Origin of the sequence: Methanosarcina horonobensis HB-1 = JCM 15518 (assembly GCF_000970285.1) — an archaeon.
Classification (GTDB): domain Archaea; phylum Halobacteriota; class Methanosarcinia; order Methanosarcinales; family Methanosarcinaceae; genus Methanosarcina; species Methanosarcina horonobensis.
Genome location: NZ_CP009516.1, coordinates 1,124,428 through 1,148,497, shown reverse-complemented (window position 1 = coordinate 1,148,497; position 24,070 = coordinate 1,124,428). Strand labels below are relative to the sequence as shown.

At 39.4% G+C, this 24,070-nt stretch carries 22 protein-coding genes; 12 read left to right on the top strand and 10 right to left on the bottom strand.

The annotated features are described in order from the left end of the window. Positions 1–264: 264 nt before the first annotated feature. Positions 265–660 (top strand): hypothetical protein, encoded by a 396-nt coding sequence (locus tag MSHOH_RS23460; protein ID WP_158024056.1) that lies wholly within the window; start codon positions 265–267, stop codon positions 658–660. Between the two features lie 422 nt (positions 661–1,082). On the opposite strand, the gene MSHOH_RS05175 is transcribed toward MSHOH_RS23460, so the two are convergent. The 7 genes from MSHOH_RS05175 to MSHOH_RS05145 form a co-directional block, all read right to left on the bottom strand. Then, positions 1,083–1,931: a DNA-3-methyladenine glycosylase family protein gene (locus tag MSHOH_RS05175; protein ID WP_048137910.1), complete on the bottom strand. Its 849-nt coding sequence runs from the start codon at positions 1,929–1,931 to the stop codon at positions 1,083–1,085. Continuing rightward, positions 1,918–3,408, bottom strand: coding sequence for an ADP-dependent glucokinase/phosphofructokinase (locus MSHOH_RS05170; protein WP_048137908.1), 1,491 nt, complete (start codon positions 3,406–3,408; stop codon positions 1,918–1,920). The genes MSHOH_RS05175 and MSHOH_RS05170 overlap by 14 nt, the downstream gene beginning before the upstream one ends. Before the next feature lie 48 nt (positions 3,409–3,456). Next, a complete protein-coding gene (gene pfkC / locus MSHOH_RS05165) occupies positions 3,457–4,932 on the bottom strand; it encodes an ADP-specific phosphofructokinase (protein WP_048137906.1) in 1,476 nt (491 codons plus the stop codon). A 330-nt stretch (positions 4,933–5,262) separates the two neighbouring features. After that, positions 5,263–6,450 (bottom strand): bifunctional ornithine acetyltransferase/N-acetylglutamate synthase, encoded by a 1,188-nt coding sequence (gene argJ / locus MSHOH_RS05160; protein WP_048137905.1) that lies wholly within the window; start codon positions 6,448–6,450, stop codon positions 5,263–5,265. A 17-nt stretch (positions 6,451–6,467) separates the two neighbouring features. Next, entirely contained in the window at positions 6,468–6,932 is a 465-nt protein-coding gene (locus tag MSHOH_RS05155; RefSeq protein ID WP_048137903.1) for a CBS domain-containing protein, read from the bottom strand. Positions 6,933–7,034: 102 nt separating this feature from the next. Then, the gene (gene argC / locus MSHOH_RS05150) at positions 7,035–8,048 is read right to left on the bottom strand and encodes an N-acetyl-gamma-glutamyl-phosphate reductase (RefSeq protein WP_048137901.1); all 1,014 of its coding nucleotides are present in this window, start codon (positions 8,046–8,048) and stop codon (positions 7,035–7,037) included. 126 nt (positions 8,049–8,174) lie between these two features. Beyond that, positions 8,175–8,639, bottom strand: a complete 465-nt coding sequence (locus MSHOH_RS05145) for a type IV pilin (RefSeq protein WP_239451230.1) — start codon at positions 8,637–8,639, stop codon at positions 8,175–8,177. Between the two features lie 252 nt (positions 8,640–8,891). Between MSHOH_RS05145 and MSHOH_RS05140 the strand changes: the two genes are divergently transcribed. The 6 genes from MSHOH_RS05140 to MSHOH_RS05120 all read left to right on the top strand — a co-directional run bounded on the left by MSHOH_RS05140 (position 8,892) and on the right by MSHOH_RS05120 (position 13,119). Then, positions 8,892–9,314, top strand: a complete 423-nt coding sequence (locus tag MSHOH_RS05140; RefSeq protein WP_048137897.1) for a nucleoside 2-deoxyribosyltransferase — start codon at positions 8,892–8,894, stop codon at positions 9,312–9,314. 414 nt (positions 9,315–9,728) lie between these two features. Beyond that, complete coding sequence (locus MSHOH_RS23455; RefSeq protein WP_158024055.1) at positions 9,729–9,896, top strand: hypothetical protein; 168 nt, start codon at positions 9,729–9,731, stop codon at positions 9,894–9,896. Between the two features lie 248 nt (positions 9,897–10,144). Then, positions 10,145–10,576 carry an N-acetyltransferase gene (locus MSHOH_RS05135; protein WP_048137895.1) on the top strand — a complete coding sequence of 144 codons (432 nt, stop codon included), beginning with the start codon at positions 10,145–10,147 and terminating at the stop codon, positions 10,574–10,576. Between the two features lie 135 nt (positions 10,577–10,711). Further along, positions 10,712–11,809, top strand: coding sequence for a hypothetical protein (locus MSHOH_RS05130; protein ID WP_048137890.1), 1,098 nt, complete (start codon positions 10,712–10,714; stop codon positions 11,807–11,809). Between the two features lie 239 nt (positions 11,810–12,048). Next, complete coding sequence (locus MSHOH_RS21965; protein ID WP_052730723.1) at positions 12,049–12,507, top strand: restriction endonuclease subunit S domain-containing protein; 459 nt, start codon at positions 12,049–12,051, stop codon at positions 12,505–12,507. A gap of 207 nt (positions 12,508–12,714) precedes the next feature. Beyond that, positions 12,715–13,119 carry a hypothetical protein gene (locus MSHOH_RS05120; RefSeq protein ID WP_048137888.1) on the top strand — a complete coding sequence of 135 codons (405 nt, stop codon included), beginning with the start codon at positions 12,715–12,717 and terminating at the stop codon, positions 13,117–13,119. Between the two features lie 1,057 nt (positions 13,120–14,176). Here MSHOH_RS05120 and MSHOH_RS05110 read toward each other — a convergent pair. Both MSHOH_RS05110 and MSHOH_RS24235 read right to left on the bottom strand, forming a co-directional pair. After that, complete coding sequence (locus MSHOH_RS05110; RefSeq protein WP_048137884.1) at positions 14,177–15,046, bottom strand: hypothetical protein; 870 nt, start codon at positions 15,044–15,046, stop codon at positions 14,177–14,179. A gap of 801 nt (positions 15,047–15,847) precedes the next feature. Beyond that, positions 15,848–16,147, bottom strand: coding sequence for a hypothetical protein (locus MSHOH_RS24235; protein ID WP_162197606.1), 300 nt, complete (start codon positions 16,145–16,147; stop codon positions 15,848–15,850). A 548-nt stretch (positions 16,148–16,695) separates the two neighbouring features. On the opposite strand from MSHOH_RS24235, the gene MSHOH_RS05100 reads away from it, so the two are divergent. The 5 genes from MSHOH_RS05100 (at position 16,696) to MSHOH_RS05080 (ending at position 23,658) form a co-directional block, all read left to right on the top strand. Further along, a complete protein-coding gene (locus MSHOH_RS05100) occupies positions 16,696–19,455 on the top strand; it encodes a DEAD/DEAH box helicase family protein (RefSeq protein ID WP_048137879.1) in 2,760 nt (919 codons plus the stop codon). Between the two features lie 133 nt (positions 19,456–19,588). Beyond that, positions 19,589–20,476, top strand: coding sequence for a hypothetical protein (locus MSHOH_RS05095; protein ID WP_048137876.1), 888 nt, complete (start codon positions 19,589–19,591; stop codon positions 20,474–20,476). A gap of 154 nt (positions 20,477–20,630) precedes the next feature. Further along, positions 20,631–21,005 (top strand): hypothetical protein, encoded by a 375-nt coding sequence (locus MSHOH_RS05090; RefSeq protein WP_048137874.1) that lies wholly within the window; start codon positions 20,631–20,633, stop codon positions 21,003–21,005. Continuing rightward, on the top strand, positions 21,002–22,147 hold the full coding sequence (locus tag MSHOH_RS05085; RefSeq protein ID WP_052730721.1) for a restriction endonuclease subunit S: 1,146 nt from the start codon (positions 21,002–21,004) through the stop codon (positions 22,145–22,147). Before MSHOH_RS05090 ends, MSHOH_RS05085 begins: the two co-directional genes overlap by 4 nt. Then, positions 22,141–23,658, top strand: coding sequence for a type I restriction-modification system subunit M (locus MSHOH_RS05080; RefSeq protein ID WP_048137872.1), 1,518 nt, complete (start codon positions 22,141–22,143; stop codon positions 23,656–23,658). The genes MSHOH_RS05085 and MSHOH_RS05080 overlap by 7 nt, the downstream gene beginning before the upstream one ends. A gap of 52 nt (positions 23,659–23,710) precedes the next feature. Here MSHOH_RS05080 and MSHOH_RS05075 read toward each other — a convergent pair whose 3' ends face one another. Next, positions 23,711–23,878 (bottom strand): hypothetical protein, encoded by a 168-nt coding sequence (locus MSHOH_RS05075; protein ID WP_162197605.1) that lies wholly within the window; start codon positions 23,876–23,878, stop codon positions 23,711–23,713. Positions 23,879–24,070 lie beyond the last annotated feature (192 nt).

The following is a 24,070-nucleotide window of genomic DNA, read 5'->3' as shown; positions in this document are numbered from 1 at the left end:
TGAAAAAGGTTGTGGCTATTTTGCTGACAGTCTTTTTTGTGGCAACACTGACAGCAGTGTCAGCATCAGCGTGTGATTCAGACCCTTGCGGTCTAGACGATTGCGGTCTGGACAATGGTCTTCTAGACGATTGCGGTCTGGGCAATGGTCTTCTAGACGATGGTCTTCTAGGCAATTGCTTCCCAGATTCTTGCGGTCCAGACTTTTGCCCAGGTGATTGCTCATTCAATGACTTAACATGGGATGGAAGCAACTGGTGTGACGTTGACAATAACTGTAGATGGGATGGAAACAACTGGTGGTTCTCCGGAAATAACTGGAAATGGGATGGAAACTGCTGGTGGGATGTCAACAATAACTGGAAATGGGATGGAAACTGCTGGTGGGATAACGACGACAAATGGTGGGATGACGACAACCACAAATGGAGAGACTGTGACCGCAAAGGGAGAGACCACGAACACAAATGGAGAGGCCACGACGATTGGGATGACGACGACTGGGATGACGACGACTGGGATGACGACTGGGATGACGACCACCGCAGTTGGAGAGACCACGACGATTGGGATGATGACGATTGCGACGACGACTGGGATGACGACCACCGCGACAGACGCTGGTAACAAAGGTGATTTAATTAATTTCCCGAATTTTTGATTAATTACAGCCGCGGATAAGGAAAAAGTTGCAACTTTGATAGCCCCAGAAGAGCTCGAAAAAGTCTCAAGTTTTGGGGGTTTTTTTATTTTTCTAGTTTTTTTAATTACAAAGTAGCTATTCAGGTAGCTTTGTTAAGGCTCCACAATTTCTCTTCAGAGTAAGGAAAATTGAGTATAAAATGAATTAATTTTTATGAAATGTGAAGGGATTATTGTTCTATAAGCTCCAAAATCCTAAGTTATTGCTTATATTGAAAATCTTGCTCTCAAATTTAAAGCACTTGAAGAAAGTATGCCTTAAAAAGTTTCATACACTCTCTATAGGCAGAATCTGCGGTTGTTGAATAAAATAAATTCCAGCTTTTAATTCTAATTTTTCAACCCTAATTTTTCAATTCTAATTTTGACAAAAGAGAGAAGTTAGTAAAGGGAAACAAACCCTTCAATTCTTTTCTGGTAATAAAGATACTCCTGGGCATACCCGCAGTAGTGTCCGAAGTATTCCCGACCCCATTCTCCCATACAGCTCAGGTTTGTACAAGTTTCAAAAAAACTGTCATCAATGTGGTAATGCTGAATAATTTGCCTTATGTGGGTATCCACCGGGAAAGATTCCATTTTCTCAAAGGCAAAAAGGAGGACGCAGTCAGCAACTTTTTCTCCTATTCCGCGAAGTCTCATAAGGCGTTCCCTGGCATATCTGTACTCAAGGCGGAAAAGAGCATCAAAGTCCAGTTCTCCGGAACATACTTCTTCTGCTGCTGTTTTTATGCGTTCTGCCCTGAAACCGAGCTTACACCTGTCAAGCAGAGACAGATCCGCGTTTGCAAGAGTTTCAGGATTCGGAAAGCTGAAATATCCGTCTTCGAGTTCCTGTCCGAAAAAACGGCTCAGAAGAAAAATCCTTTTCTGGATTGTAGGAATGCTTGAAGCCGTTGCAAGCATATAAGAAATCAGGCACTCCCAGGGATCCTGCCGGATTAGACGAAGGCCTCTATATCTATTTATTGCCCTGTCAATCAAAAGGTCTCTGTTGATGCTCTCATAAATTGAAGGAAGGTTATCGTCAAGGCGAAAGTAATGAGAGAAAAACTCGGGTGAGAGTTCCGAGTCGACCAGCAGACTTCCACTTTCCTTTTCCTGCAAAAGCCGAACAACATTCTCTCCTACAACTCCTGTCCACCAGTCTCCATCCCTTTCCCATCGGAACACCTGCCCGCAGTCAAGGGTGTAGTTAAGGTCAAAAAGTTCGGGTTCAAGCCTGTACATCCAGTTCAAGCCCCCTCAAAAAAGTTCCTGCAGTTAACGTATCCCCGAGTCCCACAGTTGTTATCGGAGATTTGCAGAGCAGTGTGGGCAGGATGCAAAGCATGTAGCCTTCTATTAAGGCAAAAGCACCCTGTCCGCAGGTGGTTCCGTTGAAAGCTGTCAGGAAGAACTCCAGCTGCTCCCTGCCAAACCTGCTCTCCTCAAGTTTTAAAGCCTCTTTTTCCACGAATTCACGCCCTTCGAGCCTGCCTGAAGCCGCATACGCTCCTGCACACTTTAGTCCGAAACCTATCGCATCAAGCTTTTTCCTGGCTGCTTTTAAAATAACCGGGTTTTCTTTATTATCCCATTTTCCTTTGACCCAGTTTTCTGAAATCTCCGATTCATCAGAGTTTTCGGTATCCGGCTTAAAAACAGCCAGGACAAACTCTCTTGTGTGGATAAAAAGTGTTCCAAGCCCATGAAGGGATGCAAGTTTGCAGGCTGCTCTCCCTACAGCTTCGGCTTCCATATTCGAAAGCCCTTTAGCAGGAACTCCGTGAAGGTTATTAAACATTGAAAGTTCATCTTCGTTCATTCCGATGCTACCTGAAATTCCGGCAAATTTTGAAAAGACTGAATTTGCAATCTCTCTGCTCGCGAAGTGCCCGAACTCAACATGAATTCTGAGCCTTTTGTTCTTTGCCTTCCAGGCCTTAAGCTGTGAAAAAGAATTCTCAAGGATTTCTTTGTAGGTGCTACCGTCAGGATAGATCTCAAGAAGGAGGTGAAAGCCTGATATTAGTGCTCCGTCCATTTCTTCTGCGTGCTTCAGGGCATAGTCCTCAAATGCGGAACTGGTAAAAAGCCTGAAATTTAAGTGGTCACAGGTCGCTATAAAGCGGTTTTCTCTGGGAACCCTGATTTCTGTCCCGTAAAGGGAAAAGGTTTCACCTTCGGAAAAATCAAAAACGAAATGTATTGGGTCCTGACTGCTAAAAGAAGCATGTGTATTACGTGTGTTATACTTATCGTATGTGTTTTTCCCAGATTCTGTTTTCAGCTTTTCCTTTTCCGGCTCTTCCTCTATCTGCAGAGGAGCATCCGGGAAATATACTGCTTTTTTTGAAAATAAAGAAAGCTGGGTTTTTGAAGGAACCGCAACATTAGGAACCACTCTTGCTCCGATTTCGGAAAGGGCATTTGCCATAATCCCGGCGTTTCCACCCATCCTCACAAGAGACTTTTGAAAGTAGCGGTTCTTCAAAAACTCAAAGACAGACTTCTCAAAGACAAGCCATTCGGCTCCACACCCATTTTTCATACAGTAGGCGAGCCCTGCAACAAAATCGGATGCGGAAAGAATTTTACCGGGAGGGTTTCTTATCTTTTCAAGAATTTCAGTCCTTTCAAAAGCCATCAGCAGTTCAGAGATTTCAGCTCCGCTTATCCTGTATACGGAGTCTATGTTTACATTATAACCGCAAAGTATGTTCATCTGACCGGTTCCTGTATTCAGACAACTTATTTTCGATTTTCGAATAACTTATTTCCCTGCCTGTTTTTGTTTCATCCTTGCGAGCATGGCAGCAAAAGCTCCTGCAGAAATGGTATCACCTATCCCTACTGTAGCTTTTGGTCTGTCCACCACCTTGGAAGGGATGAGAATAGCATCATGGTCTGGCCCGTATATGTATCCGTACTCGAATTCATCCGGAGTGCAGAGTTTTCTGCCTGTGCAGTATAACTGGAAATTTTCCAGATCTTCTAACCCTGCAGCTGAGACAGGTACTTCCAGACCGGCTTCGGCTTCAGTAAGGTTCTCGATTTTCCCGTTGAGAGCCTGGGCAGCTGCCAGAACCGAGGAAAAGAGAAGGGCATCCCTGTGTTCTTTCAGGGTGAGAGGGTGACCTTTTGCCAGAATGCAGATATAAAAACCAAGCGAGTGCACATGAACCCTTTCAAGTTTAAGATCCTTCATTAACTGGACAGCTCCCTGGTAAAGAGACATAATCCCGTTTTCTCCCTTCCGGATCACGGAGTATGAAAGCTCCTCATATCCCAGCACGTTCAAGGCATTTGCCACTTCCACGGTGTCCAGGCCCAGGGAATGAACGTGCCTTGCAACAATGTCTGTCAGAATGGTCTTTCTTATAAGCCGGTTCTGGATGGATGTGAGTTCCACATGGATGCGAAGTTCAGGGTTCAGAGACTTCAGCTTTTCAATAACCTTTACAGAACGTTCTACATAATCTTTATAGGTGGATCCATCCTCGTACTCTTCTTTTATCATCTGATAACCGGAAAGCATTGCCCCGTCAACAGGAAAGAGAGCATAAAGCTGCTCATAAATCTCTCTGTCCATATCCAGGCGGATCCATTTAGGACGGGAAGAGATAATCAGGCGGTTGTCCCTGGGTACTTTGAAGGTGCTCCCTGCGCAGGTCACTTTCATGTCTTTAGAAAATTCAAATATCCAGTTGACCTTTGACCCTGTCCCGGGCTTGAAAGCCTCTGCCGGAGGTTTGAGGGTAACCTGTCCGTTTTCTACTCTCGGGTGGAGGATATTGCCGTTATCTACAAAGTATTCTGCCTGCTCTTCAGAAAGCCAGGGAACGTAAGCTACCACCTTTTTCAGGTCTAACCGGGCAAGAAGGTTTGAAATAATTCCTGCCTGACCGCCCATAAGCGCGTAGTCAAAACCCAGGTGTTCCTTCAGCCACTTATGGATATCTTCGGTATATGCAGGCACTTCTGCAGCTTTCCCTTCACGCATGGAAATCAACAGGCGGGCAACGAAATCCACAGGCTCGGTAATTTCCCTGGGATACACTGCAACCCTATTCTGAATTTCAGCCTCATCGAAGAGCCCGACAAGCTTTATCATGTCTTTTTCTGTCAGGTGTCTGATTGCATCGATATTGCTGTTATAAGCAACAAACATCCCATCCAGATAAGGAAGGGCTTCTTTTGCATCGTAAAACGCTTCCGTGTGGCGCTGTTCCCATTCTTCCATATCCACTTCAGTAAACCCCCTGGGAATAAAATAAAATATCCAGTCAATAATTATCCAATCAATAATTATCCAATCAATAATTATCCAATCAATAATAAATAAGAATAAATCCGAGCTTTTGAGTATCGGATTTATCTAATCTATATTTCCTCTATTTTTCATTCTACGTTATTTTATTTAACTTTGTGCAGATTGGAGATAAGAGGTCAGGCAAGGCTGACCTGAGATCATCTATTTGCACCTTACAATAGATATCCGCAGCCGGTCTCAGGTTGAAATCAGGCATTAAATTGTATTCTAGATTCTGCAGCCTGTTAGATTAAGAGTATATCGGCATCAGGTTGTATATTCGGCATTGATCCGGACATAATCATAGGTCAGGTCGCAGCCCCAGGCAGTTGCGGATTCTTCTCCCATTGCAAGGTCAAGGGTAATGATGATTTCTTCATTTGCCATTATTTTTTTCAAGAGTGCAAGATCAGAATCCCTGGAGATTTCCCCGGATTTCACAAGTTCGACTTCTTCTCCCCCACCTGAGAAAGCTAGGGAAAGTCTTTCCTGTTCAAGCTCGGCACCCGAGTACCCTGCAGCTGCAACAACCCTGCCCCAGTTAGGGTCTTTTCCGAAAATAGCAGATTTGACCAGAGGGGAGCGGACAATGGCTTTTGCAGCAAGCCTGGCATCCTCATGTGTTTTTGCACCTATAACCCTGGATTCTATGAGTTTGGTAGCTCCTTCCCCATCCTTAGCCATTTTCTTTGCAAGGTCCGTAAATACGCAAATCAGCCCATCCTCAAACTCGTCAAGGCACTCCATACAGGGTTTGATCCCTGATTTGCAGGTGGAAGTGAAAAGTACCATGTCATTCGTGCTTGTGTCGCCATCAACGACAACCATATTAAAGGTTTTATCGACAGCTATCCTCAGAGCAGCATCCAGAACGTCTGCAGGCACGTTTGCATCGGTATATGCAAAGCAGAGCATAGTCCCCATATTTGGCTCGATCATGCCTGAACCCTTCGCAATTGCGCCTATCCTTACTCCGCAGTCGAGTTCCACAGCGGATTCTTTTAAGGCTTTATCAGTGGTCATAATCGCCTTTGTCGCTGCCTGGCTGCATTCCGGGGAACTGCCAAGCCCTTCAAGGACTTCAGGGAGGTGCTCCCTTATAAAGGAAACATCAAGCCTTCTACCAATTACTCCTGTTGAAGCAACTGCAACGGTTTCAGCATCAACATCAAGCTTTTCAGAAAGTATTGATGCCATTTCCATTGCATCCAGAAAACCATCATCGCCTGTAAAGGCGTTAGCATTTCCACTGTTTGCAATTATGGCAGAAAGCCGGTGCTGAGTCTCGATCACTCCTTTGCTCAGGATGACAGGAGCTGCAGTGACCTTATTTTTTGTGAAAACACCTGCTGCAGGGCCTTCCGCACGAATAACAGCTATCCCCATTTTTCCGGGTTTTATCCCGTATGCAGATACGCCCCTTACTGCACAAATTCCACCCTCGATTTGCTTCATTAAAACACTCCTTTAACTCAAAGTTTTGCAAGACCTTCTATGATGTCTCCACGCGTGACAATCCCGACAACACGATCATTTTCCATTACCGGAAGCCTGTTGATCCTGTGCCTGACCATAAGCTCCGAGGCTTCTTCGACGGATGCTTCGGAAGAGATTATGTGCACATCCCTTGTCATAATTTCTTCTATCCTTGTAGAACCTACGTCAGAAAGCATCTTTTTTGTTTCTTCCCAACTCAGAAGTTCCCTTATAGGAACTTCTATAACTTCAAAAGGACTCGGAAGCCAGAGGTTTCCCTTTTCTGGAATTACCAGCAGTTCAAGCAGGTCACCCTCACTTACTATCCCTACAAGCTTTCCGTCCTCAAGGACAGGAGCTCCACTAATGTTGTTTTCCTTAAGGATCTTTGCAGCTTCCCGGACTGTGTCGTCAGGCTTGCAGAAGACAACATCAGGGTTCATGACATCTTTTACTTTCATCGGACTACCCCAAGATAAATTTCATTCTTTATTTTAATCCGTTACCAGTTATATGTTCTCGCCTGCTACTATTCTGTCCCATACTTACATTCTATTTCATACTTAAGGTGCTGCTGCAGGCAGCCAGAGTCCACGGGTTTCAGCCAGCCCGAACATGAGGTTCATGTTCTGAATAGCCTGCCCTGATGCTCCTTTGACAAGATTATCGATTGCTGAGAGTATTACAACCCTGTTATTTTCCTTGTCCGCTTCAAAACCGATATCACAGAAATTAGATCCTCTGACCGCAGTAAGGGAAGGGACGCCTCCCGGGAGCCGAATAAAGGGTTTATTCCTGTAAAACTCCTCATAAATTTCCCTGACATCTTCAGTCGAAAGAGACTCTTTCGTAAAGAGATGAGCAGTTGTAAAGATCCCCCTTATGGACGGAATTACATGGGGAGTAAAATTGATGTTTCGAAGTTTTCCGTCCAGCCTGGTGAGTTCCTGCACTATCTCAGCCCTATGCCTGTGAGCTGTAAGTTTATATGGAATAATATTTTCTGCAAGGTTAGGGTAATGAGAGGTTTCCGTTGGCGAAATTCCTGCTCCTGAAATCCCTGTTTTGGAGTCAAAGACTGCAATATCTATTAAGCCTGCTGCCGCAAGAGGGGCTGCTGCAAGGGTTGCTCCTGTAGGAAAACAGCCGGGATTTGCCACAAACTCTTCCTTTGCAGCTTCAGGATGAAGTTCCACTAGCCCGTATACTGATTTTCTCGGGTCGCTATGCTTCATTCCATAGATTTTTTCAAATACCGGGATATCAAGTCTGTAGTCTGCGCTAAGATCGATCACTTTTGTGCTGCCGTCGAGAAGTTCAGGTACATAGTTCATAGCAGTCCCGTGAGGCACAGCCACAAAAACTACATCACAGCGCTCCCTGATTTCTTCAAGCCCCGGATTTTCGTACTTTAAGTCCAGAAAACCTTCGAGGTGCCTGTGAGTACTTGCTACGGGTTTTCCTGCAAGATTCCTGGAAGTTGCCAGTTCAAGCCTGACATCGGGATGGCTTACAAGTAAGCGCAGGAGTTCTCCTCCTGTATAACCGGAAGCTCCTATAATTCCTGCCTTGATCATGGGTATTCACTGCCAGTGTAATGTCAATACAAGATAATTAAGCTTGTTATCGAAAAAACCAGAGAGAGAGTTTTAAGGACTATTAGCTGTGCAAAAAAGACACTCTGTAAGGGTTCTGTCTCAGGCTCATTCCGGAGATACAACTATCTGCCCTTTGACCTCAAGATCATGTTTTGCAATAAGGCCACCGCTTTCATGATCAACTATTTTTACAGAAACCAAATCCTCGGGACTCAATTCCATTGCAGGAAGTCCACTCTTATTCAGAGCAAGAACTCCTTTTTTACCGGTTTCCAGGGTCCCCAGGGTAGAATCATTGAGCATATATGAAGTATCATTAATATCCATAATAACTGATAGAGAAGGACTATCAAAAAAGAGCTGATCCCCTCCGCTATGTTCGAATTCAAGTGAGGTTTCATCCTCAGTAAACTGGATCTGAAGCTTTGCTGCTGGCGATCCCTTATAGGAGGAAACCCCGTATTCCTCGAAAAAGGCTGAAGAGACCAGGCCTGCAAGAATAAAAACAATGAATATTGTAACCGCCGTTCCGACAACAGGAGCAATTCCCTTTTCATCTGAGCCCTTCACTGCTGAAAAGTTCCTGACCGTTATATTACCCCTTAATAAAGTCGTATAATTAATATTAAGACAGTACAGTTTAAATTTATAGATATATAAGAGTATTCCAGAACGTTCTGATCAGGTTCATATCAGCTTCAATTAAGTAAATATCTCTGAGAGAATTGAAACAGAAGGTAAAGTATTTTATCTTTATCAGCCTTTTTTCATGCAGAAAACTCTTATGAGTGCTGACTTCCGGAGGAACAGGAGGAAAGAAACTTGAGCAAAAAAAAGATAATCTACATTGCGGCCCCCCTCTTTACACACGCCGAACTAGAGTACAACCAGAAACTGAAAGATATGCTGCTCAATAACGGTTTTTCTGTTTTTTTACCCCAGGAAGATGCAGAGGACGCGGCACAGGAGCGCGAAAGGCAGAACCAGGAATGTATATTTGTGAAGTGTGTGGAGGGCGTGGACGCCTCAGATATTGTCGTCGCAGTTCTTGACGGCGTGGATGTGGATTCCGGAACAGCCTGGGAGGCAGGTTATGCATACGCAAAAGGAAAACCTGTTATAGGACTCAGGACTGATTTCAGGGAGCTTTCGGATGGAATCGTTAACCTGATGATAGAAATGTCTATTGTTTCCCTGGCAAGAGATGAGGAAGAACTGCTAAAAGTGCTGGAAAAATTCCGATAATTTTTTTCCTTTAATGTTTTGTTACAGCAAGAAGTGCATCTTTACCTCACTTACGTTACTGATCTCAATTCTCTCTGTTTTATCTCATTTTCTATCATCCCTCTATCATCCCTCTATCATCCTGTTAGTCTATCCGGTTTACTGCTAAAGAGCCATCCTTTTCTATTATTGTGAAGCAATAAACGATTCTGAATAAATTAGAAGAGACTAAGACTGTTAACCAGGTCTTAAAAATAACCTTTGTATTTGGGGAAGACTTACGAAATATCTCTTTTCATAAAATATAAATTATCTCCCAAATGAGATAAATGTCAAAAATAATTCAATTGCTGTATCCATAAAATGTAATGATCGTTAATTTTAAAAATGCTTATATGACAGAGCAGATATATTAATTAGTAGGAGGTTAAGAAAATGACCTTTCCAAAGGGATATACCTTTACGAAGGTGAAAACTTCACACGGGCCCAAGATATATGTGGCCCAGTTCGGGAAACTGGTAAGGGTTGTGCCCTGCAGCCCGCAGGTGGAAGTATCCGAAAGATATGCAAACGACTTGATCAGGCAGATTGAGTCAGATTAAAATACAAGAAATTGTCCGATTTTTCTTTTTGACTCGGAACATTCTTCATTAAAGCCTTTTTTTCGGCCGAAGCATTTTTCGGTCTATTCTTTTCTGAATACTGCCGCATACTGTGACAGGCGTTTCTCAATAACCTATTTAACGATAGATTCTATCATTCAATATATAAGAGCATAATTTTAATTTTTAATCAATATAATAATCCTGCCGGAAGAAATTACCCCAATAGGGAAAAGGAATCTGGGAAATTGATCCGAACTTATAAGGAAACAGACCTTGAAGAGATGGTAAGGATCTGGTACGATGCTTCAGTCATTGCCCATCCTTTTGTGCTAGCCACCTTCTGGGCTTCGTATAAATCAGCAATGGAGGAAAAATACCTGCCTCTTGCGGAGAATTATGTTTTTGAGCGGGAAGGAAAGGTTACAGGTTTTATTTCGCTTGTAGGAGAAAATGTGTGTGCCCTTTTCGTAGCTCCCGAAGCGCAGGAAAAAGGAACAGGAAGAGCGCTTCTCGAACATGCAAAAATCCTGAAAGGAAGTCTCTCCCTTAAGGTTTACAGGGATAACAAAAAGGCCATTATCTTTTATGAAAAGAGCGGATTTAGAGCAGTCGGGGAAGATGTTGACGAGCATACGGGCTGTGTGCAGATTTTGATGAATTGGAGAACTTCTAATTAATGGATTTAGGATTTTAACGGAACTTCAAGCCTTTGACGTATATCAGGTCTTAAATGCATTCATTGAACTCATGAACGTCATGAAAGTAAAGAGAGAAGAAACGAAGGAAGGCAGGTAGTAAAGGAGAGAAAAGCTATGAACGATGGAACCAAGGATAGACTTAAAGAAGAGGAAGACTCGCTTTTCCGGCATCTTGCACCCGATACGCCTGAAGTAAAGAAAATAAAAAGCCTGCAGGGTCTGGAGTATGAATACGCTGAGTATATCGGAACGGTTGAGTATTCGATTGCCAGGTATTTTTACGAGGCAAATCGAAAAATAACGGATAGGGATGCAGCATTAGCACTGAAGAATATAAGAAAAAATTGCAGCAGAAATATTTCCTTTTTTAATCAGGATCTCGAAAAAGAGACTGTCAGAAGCCTGATAGAAGTCCTTAAAGAAAAACCGGTAACCCTCCATGAATTGAAGCTGGTAATAGACTACGTTCTTGAGGTTATCGATAACAGGTCCTGGATGGAAGATGAGCAGGCATATATAAAATGGGTAGCCTATATTATGGATTTTTTTACCAAAGAAGAAAAGGAAGAGTATGAGAAGAGCATAAAGAAGCTTGCTGCTGAAATGGGTCTCTCAAGCAAACATGCGGACCTGATGCTCATGAAAGGGGAAGAGGAAGATTATTTCGAGTTTGTAGAAGAATATGGAGAGGAGTATGGAGAAGAACATGGAGATGTAGGGGAATATGGAAGTGTAGAGGGATATGGAGAAAAAAATGAAGGAGAGAAGAAAGAAAAGAAGGGTGAAAGAGAAAAACTGACTGAAGAAAGATTGACCGAAGGAGAGCTAAATGAAGGAGAGCTAACAGAAGAAGAACTGATGGCAGAAATTGAAAGCAAATTCCTTTCAATGAATGATTCGGAAAAATTCGATTTCCTGCTGGACAACGGCCAGGAGTTTTACGAACTTACAGGACTTTACATATCCGAACTGGCAGAAAAAAGAGAATTCGCCAGGATTCAGGAACTTTACAGCAGACTTACCGCAAAATACGAGGATTTCCTGTATCTGTATGTTATTATGGGAGCAACCTACCTTGAGATAGATCCTGCCCTTGCAAAATACTATTTTGAGCAGGCACTGAAAGCCCTCGATAAGCTCGAAGGCCTTTCGGACTCCACAAGAGAAAGATTAAGAGACAGCTTTCTTTCCATGATCGGGAAAATAGGTTGAGTGCATGATGAAGAAATATTTATTGTATGATATTTCTCATTAATTGAAAACAATCTTTTGCCCCCGTTCTTCAAATGAAATACTGGAAAAATTGGGATATAAAGCAAGGCCAGGTTCCTATAAAAAATCATTAAAAAATCGTCCAAACACTCTTCAAACGCTGGTTCATCGATTTCGAGTTCCCGAATGAAAACGGAAACCCTTACAAATCAAGCGGTGGCAGAATGGTTGATTAGGATTTGGGGGAGATTCCGGAGGGGTGGGGAGTAAAGTCGATAAGTGAACTTGCTGATTTTGTGAAAGGATTTTCATATAAAGGATCTGAGAAGTTTACTGAACCTCCTAGTAAAGTATTCGTCACACTGAATAATGTGTATGAGGGAGGCGGATTCAAACCAGAGTATGCTTGGATTCAGAGTGATAGAACAAAGGAACGGCATCTTGTTAGAGAAGGGGACCTTATTATCCTCAATACAGAACAGACAAAAGATAGAAGGCTTCTCGGATTTCCTGCTATTGTGTATTTCCCTCACAACTATAGAGATGAGACAGGGGTCTTTTCTCATCATATAACAAAAGTTACTCCTTTTGATGATAGATATAAAAATTATTTACATTTTCATCTTTATTTTACACAGATTGAAACTTTATCGTTTTATCGTATCATACTGGCTCAGTCATTTGGGGATTGGATGTAAACAGCTTTAAGAAAAACAAATTGACTGTAGAGCCCCCAGTCAACAAAATAGAAAAATTTAACAAGATTGTAGATGATTTGTTCCAAAGAGTAATTCAGAATCAAAAGGAAAACAAAATACTTTCTCAAACTCGTGATTCTTTACTTCCAAAACTAATTTCTGGGAAAATAAGAGTCTTAACGAACTCAGAACAACGGAGTCTATATAATGGAAACCATAAATAAACCTGAGACAGAAGATAAAGGAGTCAACCAAGATTTAAGACCTGCTCCAGGTGTCTATTGTGTAGATGAACAAGGAGAGTTTTGTCCAATAAGGCCAGGTACCTACATGATAGATGAAAATGGACAATTAAATCCGGCAGTAAACTGGCAGACCGTTATTGAGAAAATCAGATGGGAAGAAGCACATCAAGTATTAGAAAACTGGGGAAAAAGAGGAACTACTGAACGAAAATGGAATCTTGTTGGAATGTACGTTTTAGCAGCTATTATCATTATAATGGCTGGAATCCTTGCATATGTTAGAATTATTGAAGGGCAGGCAATTGTAGGATTTTTGGGTGCAGCTATTGGTTATTTGTTATCTAAAGGACGAATTAGTGAAAGATGAGAATATTATCTAAGGTTTGTAGAAAATATTACCTTTTTGGTTTTTTATAAAAATATTTTAGTATTTAAGTTCTTCAGGAAATTATAAATATTTAAGACTGATTTTTAATTTATTGAATCAAAGATATTTAACATAAGTTCACTGGAAAATATTCTGGCCGACAAATCAAGAGAAGAAGTACCAGATTACTTCAAAATTGCTTTAGAAGAATGCCCAGGAGCATTTCATAAAAAGTTACATACCGATACAACTGATTATTATACGAACTTATACAATATTTGGATTGAAGAGTTAAATTCTGAAGAGATATGGAGAAAAAAATCGGACGGATCTCCTGCAGGAAGAAGAATTTCCTATTTATCAGCAAAGGAAGCTTTTGATTCAAAAGAAATATTTGAAAAGTCTGGAATTTATATATGGCTGACTTTCCGCAGATGTCTTCAAACAAATAACATTTTTCCTGTTATCGTTTTTGGAGAATTATTCGAAAATTTGTAGTAATCATCTCAATTGAAGCCTAGGAAAATGGTTGCTGGAAGTTTTCAATGAAGGAAAAAAGCCGAAAGTTTTGGAAAATCTCAAAGACTTCCGGTTGATAAAGAAGATAAAAAGATGATTGAAATTCTTGAAACATATATGATAAGGGCAGCAAGCATTGATAGGGAAGGTTCAAATAAGTTACTTAATAAGGAAAAAGTTTGAGTAAATTTCAATTCATTAAGGTTTCCACTTAGAGCATAAATAATTAAACCCTTTAAATTAATTCATTTATGAAGAGTATAAATTCTTTTTTCTCCTTTTTCATCGGCAAGGCCGCTCTCCTTCGTCGAGCGTGACAAGACACATTAAAAACAGCTAATAAAGTTCCCCGCTTTTCAAAAAGCATTTATTCAAAACTGCCTGCCGGATTTTAGTTTAAATATGTTCTTTTCTATTTTTTGCTGGCTCCGTTGGATTTTAATAGATTTTTAAAAACAATTGCCTTAGCCACTAGCAGAAAAATATATTTATAAACTATGTACAGACCCACTTATTTTTAATTAGTTCCGAAAAATGATTAACTCATAAGTGCATCGGAAAAACTAAACTCAGGTAGTAAATCAAACAATAATACAAGTACAACTATTATTTCTATTGTCGCAATTACTACCAAGTATCTCAAAAATTCCTGGTCTATGTCTCCAAACAGTCTGTATAGAGGGTTCCAGCGGCTGCTTTCTCTAGTCTCTTCCAATAGGGCCAGAAGCTGGTTCCATTCCTTTTGATCTTCTTTTAGTTTACTTATAAATTCGTAAATAAACATTTCTTCTTTCTCATTTTCCGAATTTAGAGCAGGTTTTTCGTTCCTGGAATGTTCTATAATTTTGTCTCTGAGAAGTACGTACATCCTGGGAGGTTCCAGTTTCTGCTGGAAGCCTGCTTTAAGTGTGTGACAGTTCACTTTACACCATATATGAAACAGCTTTCTATCGATTTCACTTGTTTTAGCTGAGTGGAGTATGTCTATATGTGACGCTTTCAATATTGAATGTACTGATAATAAAAGAACGAACACTAAAGCCTGATCACCTCGAAGGATGGCAATATCTCCGGGTGATATGTCTACTTCATTTAATTTGATTTTTAACACATAAAGTGATATAAGGCCAGTGATTATAATTTCCAAGAACAGTATGATCAATGCATTGGCAAGGTCACAGATCTCTCTACAATAAGATTCTACCTGACTGCAAATCTGGCTTCCATTTTTATAAAAAGAATCTTCCTGATTACATAGTTGATTCTTATCCTTAGAACCACAGGAACCTGTATAATAAACAATCTCTTTGATCCATAATTGGTAAATTGTTCTATACTGCAATATATACTGTGACATGAAGATGCCAAATAAACCAAAAAGTAGTCCAAAAAAAACGAGAATGCGCATCATACGTGTCACCAATACACGAAAAAATTGAAACACTCAAAAGACAAGAGACCATCCATATGAACCAAAAAAGTTAGAAGAATCAGTTAAATTACATTATAAATGTAATATAAACTGCTATAAGCAGGCCAATTACATAGATTATTCTCATTGTATTTGCCATTGTTAAAATTCCCATAAACCCACCACCAATAATCATAAACCAGTAACACATGGATATAACTATGAGAAACAGTAGTCAGAACATATGTTTCTAGTTCAAGAGTCTATTGGTATTAAAATTATTTAATAGTTACTCTGCAGTTGTAAATAATCTTTTAATCACTCCTGAGCAGATTAGCTGGTTTTAACTCGACTTTAATAGAAAGTTGCTAAGTAGATATAAAGTTTGTTAATTTAAACATAAGATATCTATTAGGTTCCTCATTTACAAGACTGGTCATTTTAAAGAGATATTTCTACAAAAAAACTATAAGTTTAAAAATTAACATTTTAGATTTTTGGCCTACATTAGCGCGGAAAAAGGTATTAAATTAATTATTCGGTTTTAACTTTTAGCTTTCTAATTGATACTAAGAAATGCTAACCTAGATTAGTACTAATCCAGATTAGTGTTTTGAAAATTCAATAACAGAAGGATCATCTATAAATGTCAAGAAGAAAAGTTCCAGTTTCCTTCCAGGATAAATCTCACCGGCAGTGGAATCACAATTTTCGTTTTTTCAAACCAGAGCTACAACAAAATAGCTACATTTAAATAAATTTACTGAAATACATAACTCTAATTTTTATATTCTTGCTTTAATGGCTGAAGTTTTCTTTTGAACTGAAGCCACCCCTGGCAGATCCCTGGCAGATGCAAAAGCTGCAAAAAAAGACAAAAAAAGACAAAAAAAGAAAGGAAAAATCCCCATCCCTCCCATCATCCCTGAATCCGAAGTTGAAGATGCAGCCCTTAAAATCCTTTCCGATCTCGGTTACGGTCACCTTTACGGCCCGGATATTGCTCCCGAAACAGAGGATGCCGAAAGGGAAGACTTCGGAACCGTTATCCTGCCGCGTCGGCTCAGGAAAGTATAACTTGTAAAAATTATCAGGCAAAATGCAGGTGTTGACTGAACCCTCAGAAAAAAACATCCAGGCAAAGATAAAAGTCAGTGTAAACGCCTGTTGAAAAGTATGACTATCTCCCGGACATGCAGAAGTTTGCTACCGAAAATATCCTCAAACAGGCTGAACTGCTTTGCCTGTAAATTGTGAATACCTAAAAAAATACACCGTGAACCAGAAAATAAGTGTGATACCTAAAAAGAATGCAAATTTTTCTAAATAGATGCCTATGTAAATAAGTAAATGCATAATACTTGTTATTAATTTTCAAGAAGTTTTAACCAAAGAACTTATGATTATATTAGCTCTTATGATCGCGGTAGGTAGTATTCTACTATTTCTTATTCTTGAGGTAGGTATTAGTTCTATAAGATAAATATTTAAGATTTCTGGAATAGTTCAAGTCACACTGATCAAACTTAGATGACAATATCATGATATGTGTAGAATTGAGAAAAAAAATCTTCTGAATACAGATACAATCTTTTCTATATTTCAACTGGAATAGTTATTTATATAATATATACAGATAAAAACTTATGAAACTTCCTGATACATTAGACTCCGAAATTAATGAAGAAGAAACACGGGAAAAATTAATTGATCCCGAGATCGCAAAATGGTGGTTAAAACCTTATGTTAAAGAAGAGGTCAATATTATAAAATCGGATTTTAAAAGAAAATCATATGTTATAGCTGATGGAGTCTATAAATCAGGTGAAAAATATATCGACTATCTCCTTCTTGATGAAGACTTGTCTCCTCTTGCGATCATAGAAGCTAAAAGGTATGCAAAACATCCTGAAGAGGGGCGGATACAGGCCAGGACCTATGCCAAAGATATTGAAAATGAAATGGGTATCATCATACCTATTTTTCTGACAAATGGGAAAGAATGGAAGTTTATTGATTTTGATGGTCAGGAAAGAAAAGTAGGTGGTTTATTCTCTCAAAAAGATCTTAGTCGAAGACGAAAACTGCACACAGAGAGGAGAGACCTAATCAAATATGGCGTTAATACTGGGATAGTTGATAGGAAGAAAAGCGTCACAATTGTTGAAATTTTGAATAAGCACTTCTCAGAAGGATGTCAAAGAGCCTTAGTGCATATGGCTACTGGCACAGGTAAAACTCGTGTTGCCATGGCTATATGTGACAGCCTGCTGGAATGCAATTACATTCGCAATGCACTTTTTATAGCCGATAGATCAGTTCTGGTGACACAGGCAAAAACCAAAGGATTTGAGAAACACTTTGAAGATACTACTGTTGATTTAAGGGACGGATTTACGAAGACCGCCAGCTTGTACGTCACCACTGTCCAGACATTAATGGGCAAAAAAGGAAGCAGGATGTATACCAGGTTCAGCCCAGGATTTTTTGACCTGATTATCTTTGATGAAGCTCACCGATCTTACTATGACAAGAACAATGTTCTCATGGATTATTTTGACGGGCTTATGATTGGATTAACTGCTACTCCCAGGTCAAACGAATCAAAAAGTACCTACGATCTTTTTGACTGCAATGACGGTGCGCCGACTGCAGAGTACTCGTACAATGATGCAGTAAAAGATGGAATTCTCGTCCCTTATGTTGCTAAAATTATCGAAACCAAAATCTTGACAGAAGGGATTAGCGGACGAGATTTATCCGATGATCTCAAAGATAAAATTCGAAAACAGGAAGAGAACCCTGAGGAACTAGAACTTGAGGGAGCGGAGTTTGATCAAATTTTCATGGATGACAAGACAAACGAACTTATTATTCACGAGTTCATGAGACTCTGCTACAAATCAGATGAAGGTCTACCCTGTAAGACTATATTCTTCTGTGCAAGTATTGACCACGCTGTCCATATGAAAAAAGTGTTCGATAAGGTATACCCAAGATTGAGCAAATATGTACAGGTAATTACATCTGATATATACAGGTATGAGGACGAAGTGCGGAGGTTTGAGCACGAGTCTGAACCGAGAATTGCACTCTCCGTAGGGGTTCTCGACACAGGCATAGATATCCCTGAAATCTGCAACCTTGTTTTTGTGAAACCTGTATTTTCACCCGTTCGTTTCTGGCAGATGATTGGACGTGGGACCAGAAACCAGAAATCTTGTACTCACCTGGAATGGCTGCCCAACCGCACTAAAGAAAACTTCCTCATACTGGATTTCGTGATTGGTGGACATTCCAATGTAGAGTTCCATAAAGATTTCAAGGCAACAACAGGGGATATAATAAAAATTAATCCCATTGCCCTGATATTCTCAAACAGGGTGGGGTTACTTGGCAAGAGCCTAGACAAAGAACAAAACGAAATCATTTCAAGGCGCATTATTGAGATGATCGATGATCTTGATTACGATGCACCACATGTTCAGCGTAAAAAGATCATGATTGATAAAATAAAAAAGAATCCGTTTAGCCTGAGCACATACATAAACGATTTGCATACTGAGATTGCGCCTCTGGTGGCATTTAGCTGTGGTGGGGATCCCAAAGTAGTGGCATTTATCCTGAAAGTTGAAGAATTGTACTCTTATATCCTGGAGAACAATTTTGAAGGCATTGGTGAACTGAAAGAGTACGTGATCGAGGTTGCAACGAATATCCTTCAAAAAGACAGTCTGCATGAGGTTCGTGATAATAAAACCAAGATCGTCTCGATGATGCAAGATAAGTTCTGGGAAGGTCTCACGTTTAGTAAGGTGGATTTGCTGGTCAAGGAACTTGCCCCTCTTGTGAAATATTACGAGCCTGAAAAAGGTCGAAAATTACAGATTGATGCACCAGATGAAATCAGAGGTGTAAGGGACTTTGAATTTGAAATACATGATGGTGCTGAAATTAAACCTGGTTCAGATGTTACTGATTTTCTAGAATCAAACCCAATTGCAAAGAAAATTTCCCTGGGTGAAGGAGTAACTTCAGAGGAATTGATGAAACTTGAAAAACAGCTTACAGAGATCCGCTCGGATATCACAATCGAAAATATCCAGAAAAAGAGTGGTGTTGATTATCTGGAATTTTTGAGAAAGCTACTTGGAGTTTCTTTCGAAATAAGTCCAGCTAAAGTTATGAGGAATCAATTCAGAAAGGAAGTTTTTGGTGATGGTTATCGTACCACACAACAACAAAACGTGCTAGAAATTGCTGAAAGTGTATTCATACAGAAAAAATCTCTTGTAATCGGAGATTTTGGACAAATGCCAATATCCCAGGAAAGACCTTTAGAGGTATTCAAACCCGAAGAATTGCAGGACATCGTGGAAAAATGTAGTAAAATAAAGATGTATTGAACATCTCAATGGAACGCTGGCGGGCGAAGCTGGGAACCTTCACTTTCACTTTTAATAACAAAACTAACTCAGATGCACCAGACTTCATGTTTATAGTAATCCTAATGAAAGGTTAAAGTCCATGTGAGGGAGAGTGGCGAGTATCGATTTAAATCTCAAAAATAGGGAGAGTTTTATAGGAGGAGTATTTCCAAGAGAAGTCATCCTTTATATCCTTCTTCCAGTAGTCCTTACGTTTTCAATTTATACTTTTTTAAGAGTGTTATGGGATTTAGATTCCAGTCTTGCTTCAAACGTCATACTTTTTTTTATTTTAGACCCTGCAAATCTGAACACAAATGTATTTTTATCAAGCTACACGCATACTATCTTTTGGGCTCATTTAGTCCCCAATGTTATTGCATATATCATTTTACTAACACTCATTTCTTGGCTAATAGCCAAAAGAACCAAACTAAAACTGTTAATGATAATGTGCTTAATAGTCTATCCAATTGTGAACTCAGTATTTTGTATATGTTTTTCAAAAACAAATGTTGGAAACGGACTCTCAGGAATAGTATACTGTTTATTAGGTTATCTTCCTCTTGCAACATATCTTTATGCAAAAAACGAATTAAGAATGCCTTTAAAACTATATATTTTTTTTATAGCCATATTGTCCAATTTAACAGTGTATGTTTTCTACAAAGAAGTAATCATTTCTTTATTTTTCTTGGTTATCCTAATCTTCCTCTTATACTTTGAAAGAAAGAACCTATTCGAAAGTTTAGATAAAATTATCCAAACAATTTCCCAACAGAAATCAACTATACATAAAATATTTAATCTTGCCTTAGCTGCTACACTAATTGCCGTCCCTCCTTTTATATGGATAACCTTCGTACCTATCATACAAATAGAAGGTTTAAACGTTGATCACAAAGTTCACATGTTTGGGTTGTTATATGGACTAACTATTTCTTCCTTTATCTTATACAAAGATCTCAAAATGCCTTTGAAAACTGATGTTCTAAGTTAAGATTAACCAGAGATCAGAAGGTGAATTATTTAATAATTAGCATTATCAATCTTGTTTTTTGAGCATCACAACATTAAATAATAATTTATTTTAAATAAAATGTAGACCTAAGTCTACACAATAATATATATAGTTTCAGTTACAATTACAGTTCATGGAATATAAGACCGTCTCAACGAAACTACCTCGTAATGATTTTACTCAGCTGGTAGCCCATTGCGAGAAATTAGATGTAAGTCCATCTTGGTTTTTGAAGAATCTGATATTAAATGAACTTGGCAATCCAAAGTCACTGATCGTTTCTGGAATTAACTTAATGGAATATAATCCATCAACCGATCTTTTTACATGGGTAATACAAACCGATGATGGGATCAATCACGAGATTATTAAGAATATTTCCGTGACTTTTTTGAATAATTTAAAAACAGCTATTGTTGACGGTCTTGAACAGAGAGCTGCATTAATCGGCAATGTAAATGAATATTCAGTTGCTGTTCCTGAGAAACTTTTGAGGGATAATAGATGAAAGTGGATAGAGAACTACCTGACGGATGGGAATGGACCAAAATTGGAGATATAATAAACACTATATCTTCTGGGAAAAAGAATCTTAAAACAGATGGATACGAAGATGTAGGCGATTTGCCTATAATAGATCAGGGTCAGACTCTGATTGCTGGTTATACAAACGATAAAACCCATTGTGTAGGTTGTGATTTGCCAGTTATAATATTTGGGGACCATACAAAAATAGCCAAATATATAGATTTTCCTTTTGCAGTTGGCGCGGATGGGACTAAAATTCTTACTACTAGCAGACTAGATATTGACCTCAAATATCTGTACTATATGATAAGATCAATCAAGTATCCGTATGAAGGATATGCTCGTTTTTTTAAGTATTTAAAAGAGGCTATTGTTCCTGTTCCTCCATTCAAAGTTCAGCACAAAATTGTAGAAATCCTAGATTCTATCGAAGAAATCAAATGCCTTCAAGCTGATGCTAACTCAATTTCCAACCAGATAATACAGAGTGCATTTTTAGAGATGTTTGGAGACCCCGTAATAAATCCAAGGGGTTGGAGTACAGAAAAACTTGAAAAATTGTGCTTGAATATATTTGGAGGCGGAACTCCTTCTAAATCCATATCAGAATATTATGAAGGAAAGATTCCGTGGGTTACTCCAAAAGATATGAAACAGGATTTTATTCTTGATAGCATTGACCATATTTCAGAAAAAGCCATTAAAGAAAGTTCAACAAAACTGATCCCTCCAAACTCTTTGCTCATGGTCATTCGAAGTGGAATTCTTAAAACGAAACTCCCTGTGGCAATAAACGTGTGCGAAGTTACAATGAATCAGGATATGAAGGCTTTTGTTTTTGACGATAAACTCACAAATTCACAATTCATGCTTCACTTCTTTAAGATATACCAGAGATATTTACTAAATCGTGTAAGATCCGTTACAGCTGACAACCTTGAGTTCAGCCAAATTAAGAATATAGATGTAATTTTGCCGCCGATCGAGCTGCAACAAAAATTTGCGGATTTTGCCAGATTCATTGAAGAAATCAAATGTAGCCAAAAAAATTCGACTGTCATTGTAAACGAGATGTACAATCAAATTCTTGACAAAGCATTCAAAGGTGAGCTCGTATGTTAGACCCAACTCTAAAATCAAACATTGCAAAACTGTGGAATAAATTTTGGAGTGGTGGGATTTCTAACCCACTTACTGCAATTGAACAGATTTCATATCTTCTCTTCATGAAGAGACTCGAAGATGAAGACACACAACGAATAAACGACGCACTGCTAAACAACTCCTCGTACGAGTCCACATTCAAAGGTCATGAGAAATATAAGTGGTCTAACTGGGCAGATGACAGAGCTAAAGACTCATTAAAACTCGTGAGGGACGAAATCTTTCCGTTCTTAAAGGAGCTGGGAGACGAAAATTCCCTTTACAGGAAATACATGAAAGATGCGACATTTGTAATTCCTACAGGTGCCCTGCTATCTGAAGCTGTAAAAATAATAAACGAGCTTCATATAAAAGAACAGAACCTCGATACTCAAGGAGATATCTACGAATTTATCCTTGATGAGCTCCGAACTGCGGGTAAAAACGGACAGTTCAGAACACCAAAACATATCAGAGATATGATGGTTGATATTGCACAGCCAAAAATCGGAGAAAGGGCGTGTGATCCAGCCTGTGGGACAGCAGGATTTCTTGTCTCAATAATGAGGCACATTCTTGAGGAACACACATCTCCAAACTTTATTGAAGTTGATGAATTCGGCAACAGATCAAACTTCAAAGCAGACAAACTTAGCAATAAAGAATGGGATAAACTTCTCAATGACACTCTGTATGGATCAGAGATAGATCCCACGATGATTAAAATATCTCTAATGAACCTTATGATGCATGGCATAAGGGGACCGCATATATCTCAAAGAAATAGCCTTACAGAATGTACTAAAGAAAAAGGGAAGTATGATCTGATTCTCGCTAATCCTCCGTTCAAAGGGAGCATTGATGTAGACGAGATTAAAACCAAATTCAGTATAAGTACCTCTAAAACCGAACTGCTCTTCCTGGAACTTATGTACGACTTGCTGACCATAGGTGGAAAGTGTGCAGTAATTGTTCCTGATGGCGTACTGTTCGGGTCCACCAACGCCCATCGAGAAATAAGGAAAAAAATGATGGATAAATGCCGTCTGGATGCTGTAATTTCCATGCCTTCTGGTGTGTTTAAACCTTATGCGGGCGTGTCTACAGGTGTGTTGTTCTTTACCAAAGGGGAACCAACAGAAAATGTGTGGTTCTATGATATGACTGCAGATGGTTTTTCCCTGGATGATAAGCGCACATTCATAGATGGGAAGGGTGACATACCTGACATCATAGAAAAGTTCCAGAAAAGGTATGAAAACGACTTTACAGACAGGACGGCGAAGTGCTTCTTTGTGTCTGCGGATGAAATAAGGGAAAACAATTATGACCTCAGTATTTCGAAATACAAGGAAATCAAGTACGAAGAAGTTGAGTATGAGCCACTTGATAAATTATACCAGAGATGGCAAACCGACGAGCAAGCAATCAGAACCAAGATGGAAAGTCTAAAACAAAACTTCAGTGGTTTATTCGAGTCCCAAAAATAATGTGAGAAAAGATTGATAACTGGGTAACAGGCAGAGGAAAACTCTAACCTGTTTACTTCCCTTCCAACAACTTCTTTTTAAATAATCTCTGTTTTTCTGGGCTGAGATCTCCTACCATCTTCTGAATTTCATATAATATATCTTCATCGGACATTTCATCTGCATGATTCTTAAGCATTTTTTCAAGGTTGCTAAAAATCTTTATCATACCAGTACCCAAAAAAGTAGTCATTTACCTAAAAATTTCCTTTTTATCTTAAAAATAACTGTTTCGTGGAGTTTTAGGGATATAATCGTTATCGGCCGAAGTTTACTCTCATTCAGGGACATTCCATTACCTGAAAATTGGGTTATCCACCCAGAAAACACCCCAGAACAAAAATCACTAATTTTTACTGTTTTCAATCTATCC

What these genes read in the sequence shown, in the direction of transcription:
- MSHOH_RS05175 (WP_048137910.1), bottom strand. Translation starts at nt 1,931, where the DNA reads ATGTACAGGCTTGAACCCGAACTTTTTGACCTTAACTACACCCTTGAC.
- MSHOH_RS05170 (WP_048137908.1), bottom strand. Translation starts at nt 3,408, where the DNA reads ATGAACATACTTTGCGGTTATAATGTAAACATAGACTCCGTATACAGG.
- argJ (WP_048137905.1), bottom strand. Translation starts at nt 6,450, where the DNA reads ATGAAGCAAATCGAGGGTGGAATTTGTGCAGTAAGGGGCGTATCTGCA.
- MSHOH_RS05155 (WP_048137903.1), bottom strand. Translation starts at nt 6,932, where the DNA reads ATGAAAGTAAAAGATGTCATGAACCCTGATGTTGTCTTCTGCAAGCCT.
- argC (WP_048137901.1), bottom strand. Translation starts at nt 8,048, where the DNA reads ATGATCAAGGCAGGAATTATAGGAGCTTCCGGTTATACAGGAGGAGAA.
- MSHOH_RS23455 (WP_158024055.1), top strand. Translation starts at nt 9,729, where the DNA reads ATGACCTTTCCAAAGGGATATACCTTTACGAAGGTGAAAACTTCACAC.
- MSHOH_RS05130 (WP_048137890.1), top strand. Translation starts at nt 10,712, where the DNA reads ATGAACGATGGAACCAAGGATAGACTTAAAGAAGAGGAAGACTCGCTT.
- MSHOH_RS05120 (WP_048137888.1), top strand. Translation starts at nt 12,715, where the DNA reads ATGGAAACCATAAATAAACCTGAGACAGAAGATAAAGGAGTCAACCAA.
- MSHOH_RS05110 (WP_048137884.1), bottom strand. Translation starts at nt 15,046, where the DNA reads ATGCGCATTCTCGTTTTTTTTGGACTACTTTTTGGTTTATTTGGCATC.
- MSHOH_RS05100 (WP_048137879.1), top strand. Translation starts at nt 16,696, where the DNA reads ATGAAACTTCCTGATACATTAGACTCCGAAATTAATGAAGAAGAAACA.
- MSHOH_RS05090 (WP_048137874.1), top strand. Translation starts at nt 20,631, where the DNA reads ATGGAATATAAGACCGTCTCAACGAAACTACCTCGTAATGATTTTACT.
- MSHOH_RS05085 (WP_052730721.1), top strand. Translation starts at nt 21,002, where the DNA reads ATGAAAGTGGATAGAGAACTACCTGACGGATGGGAATGGACCAAAATT.
- MSHOH_RS05080 (WP_048137872.1), top strand. Translation starts at nt 22,141, where the DNA reads ATGTTAGACCCAACTCTAAAATCAAACATTGCAAAACTGTGGAATAAA.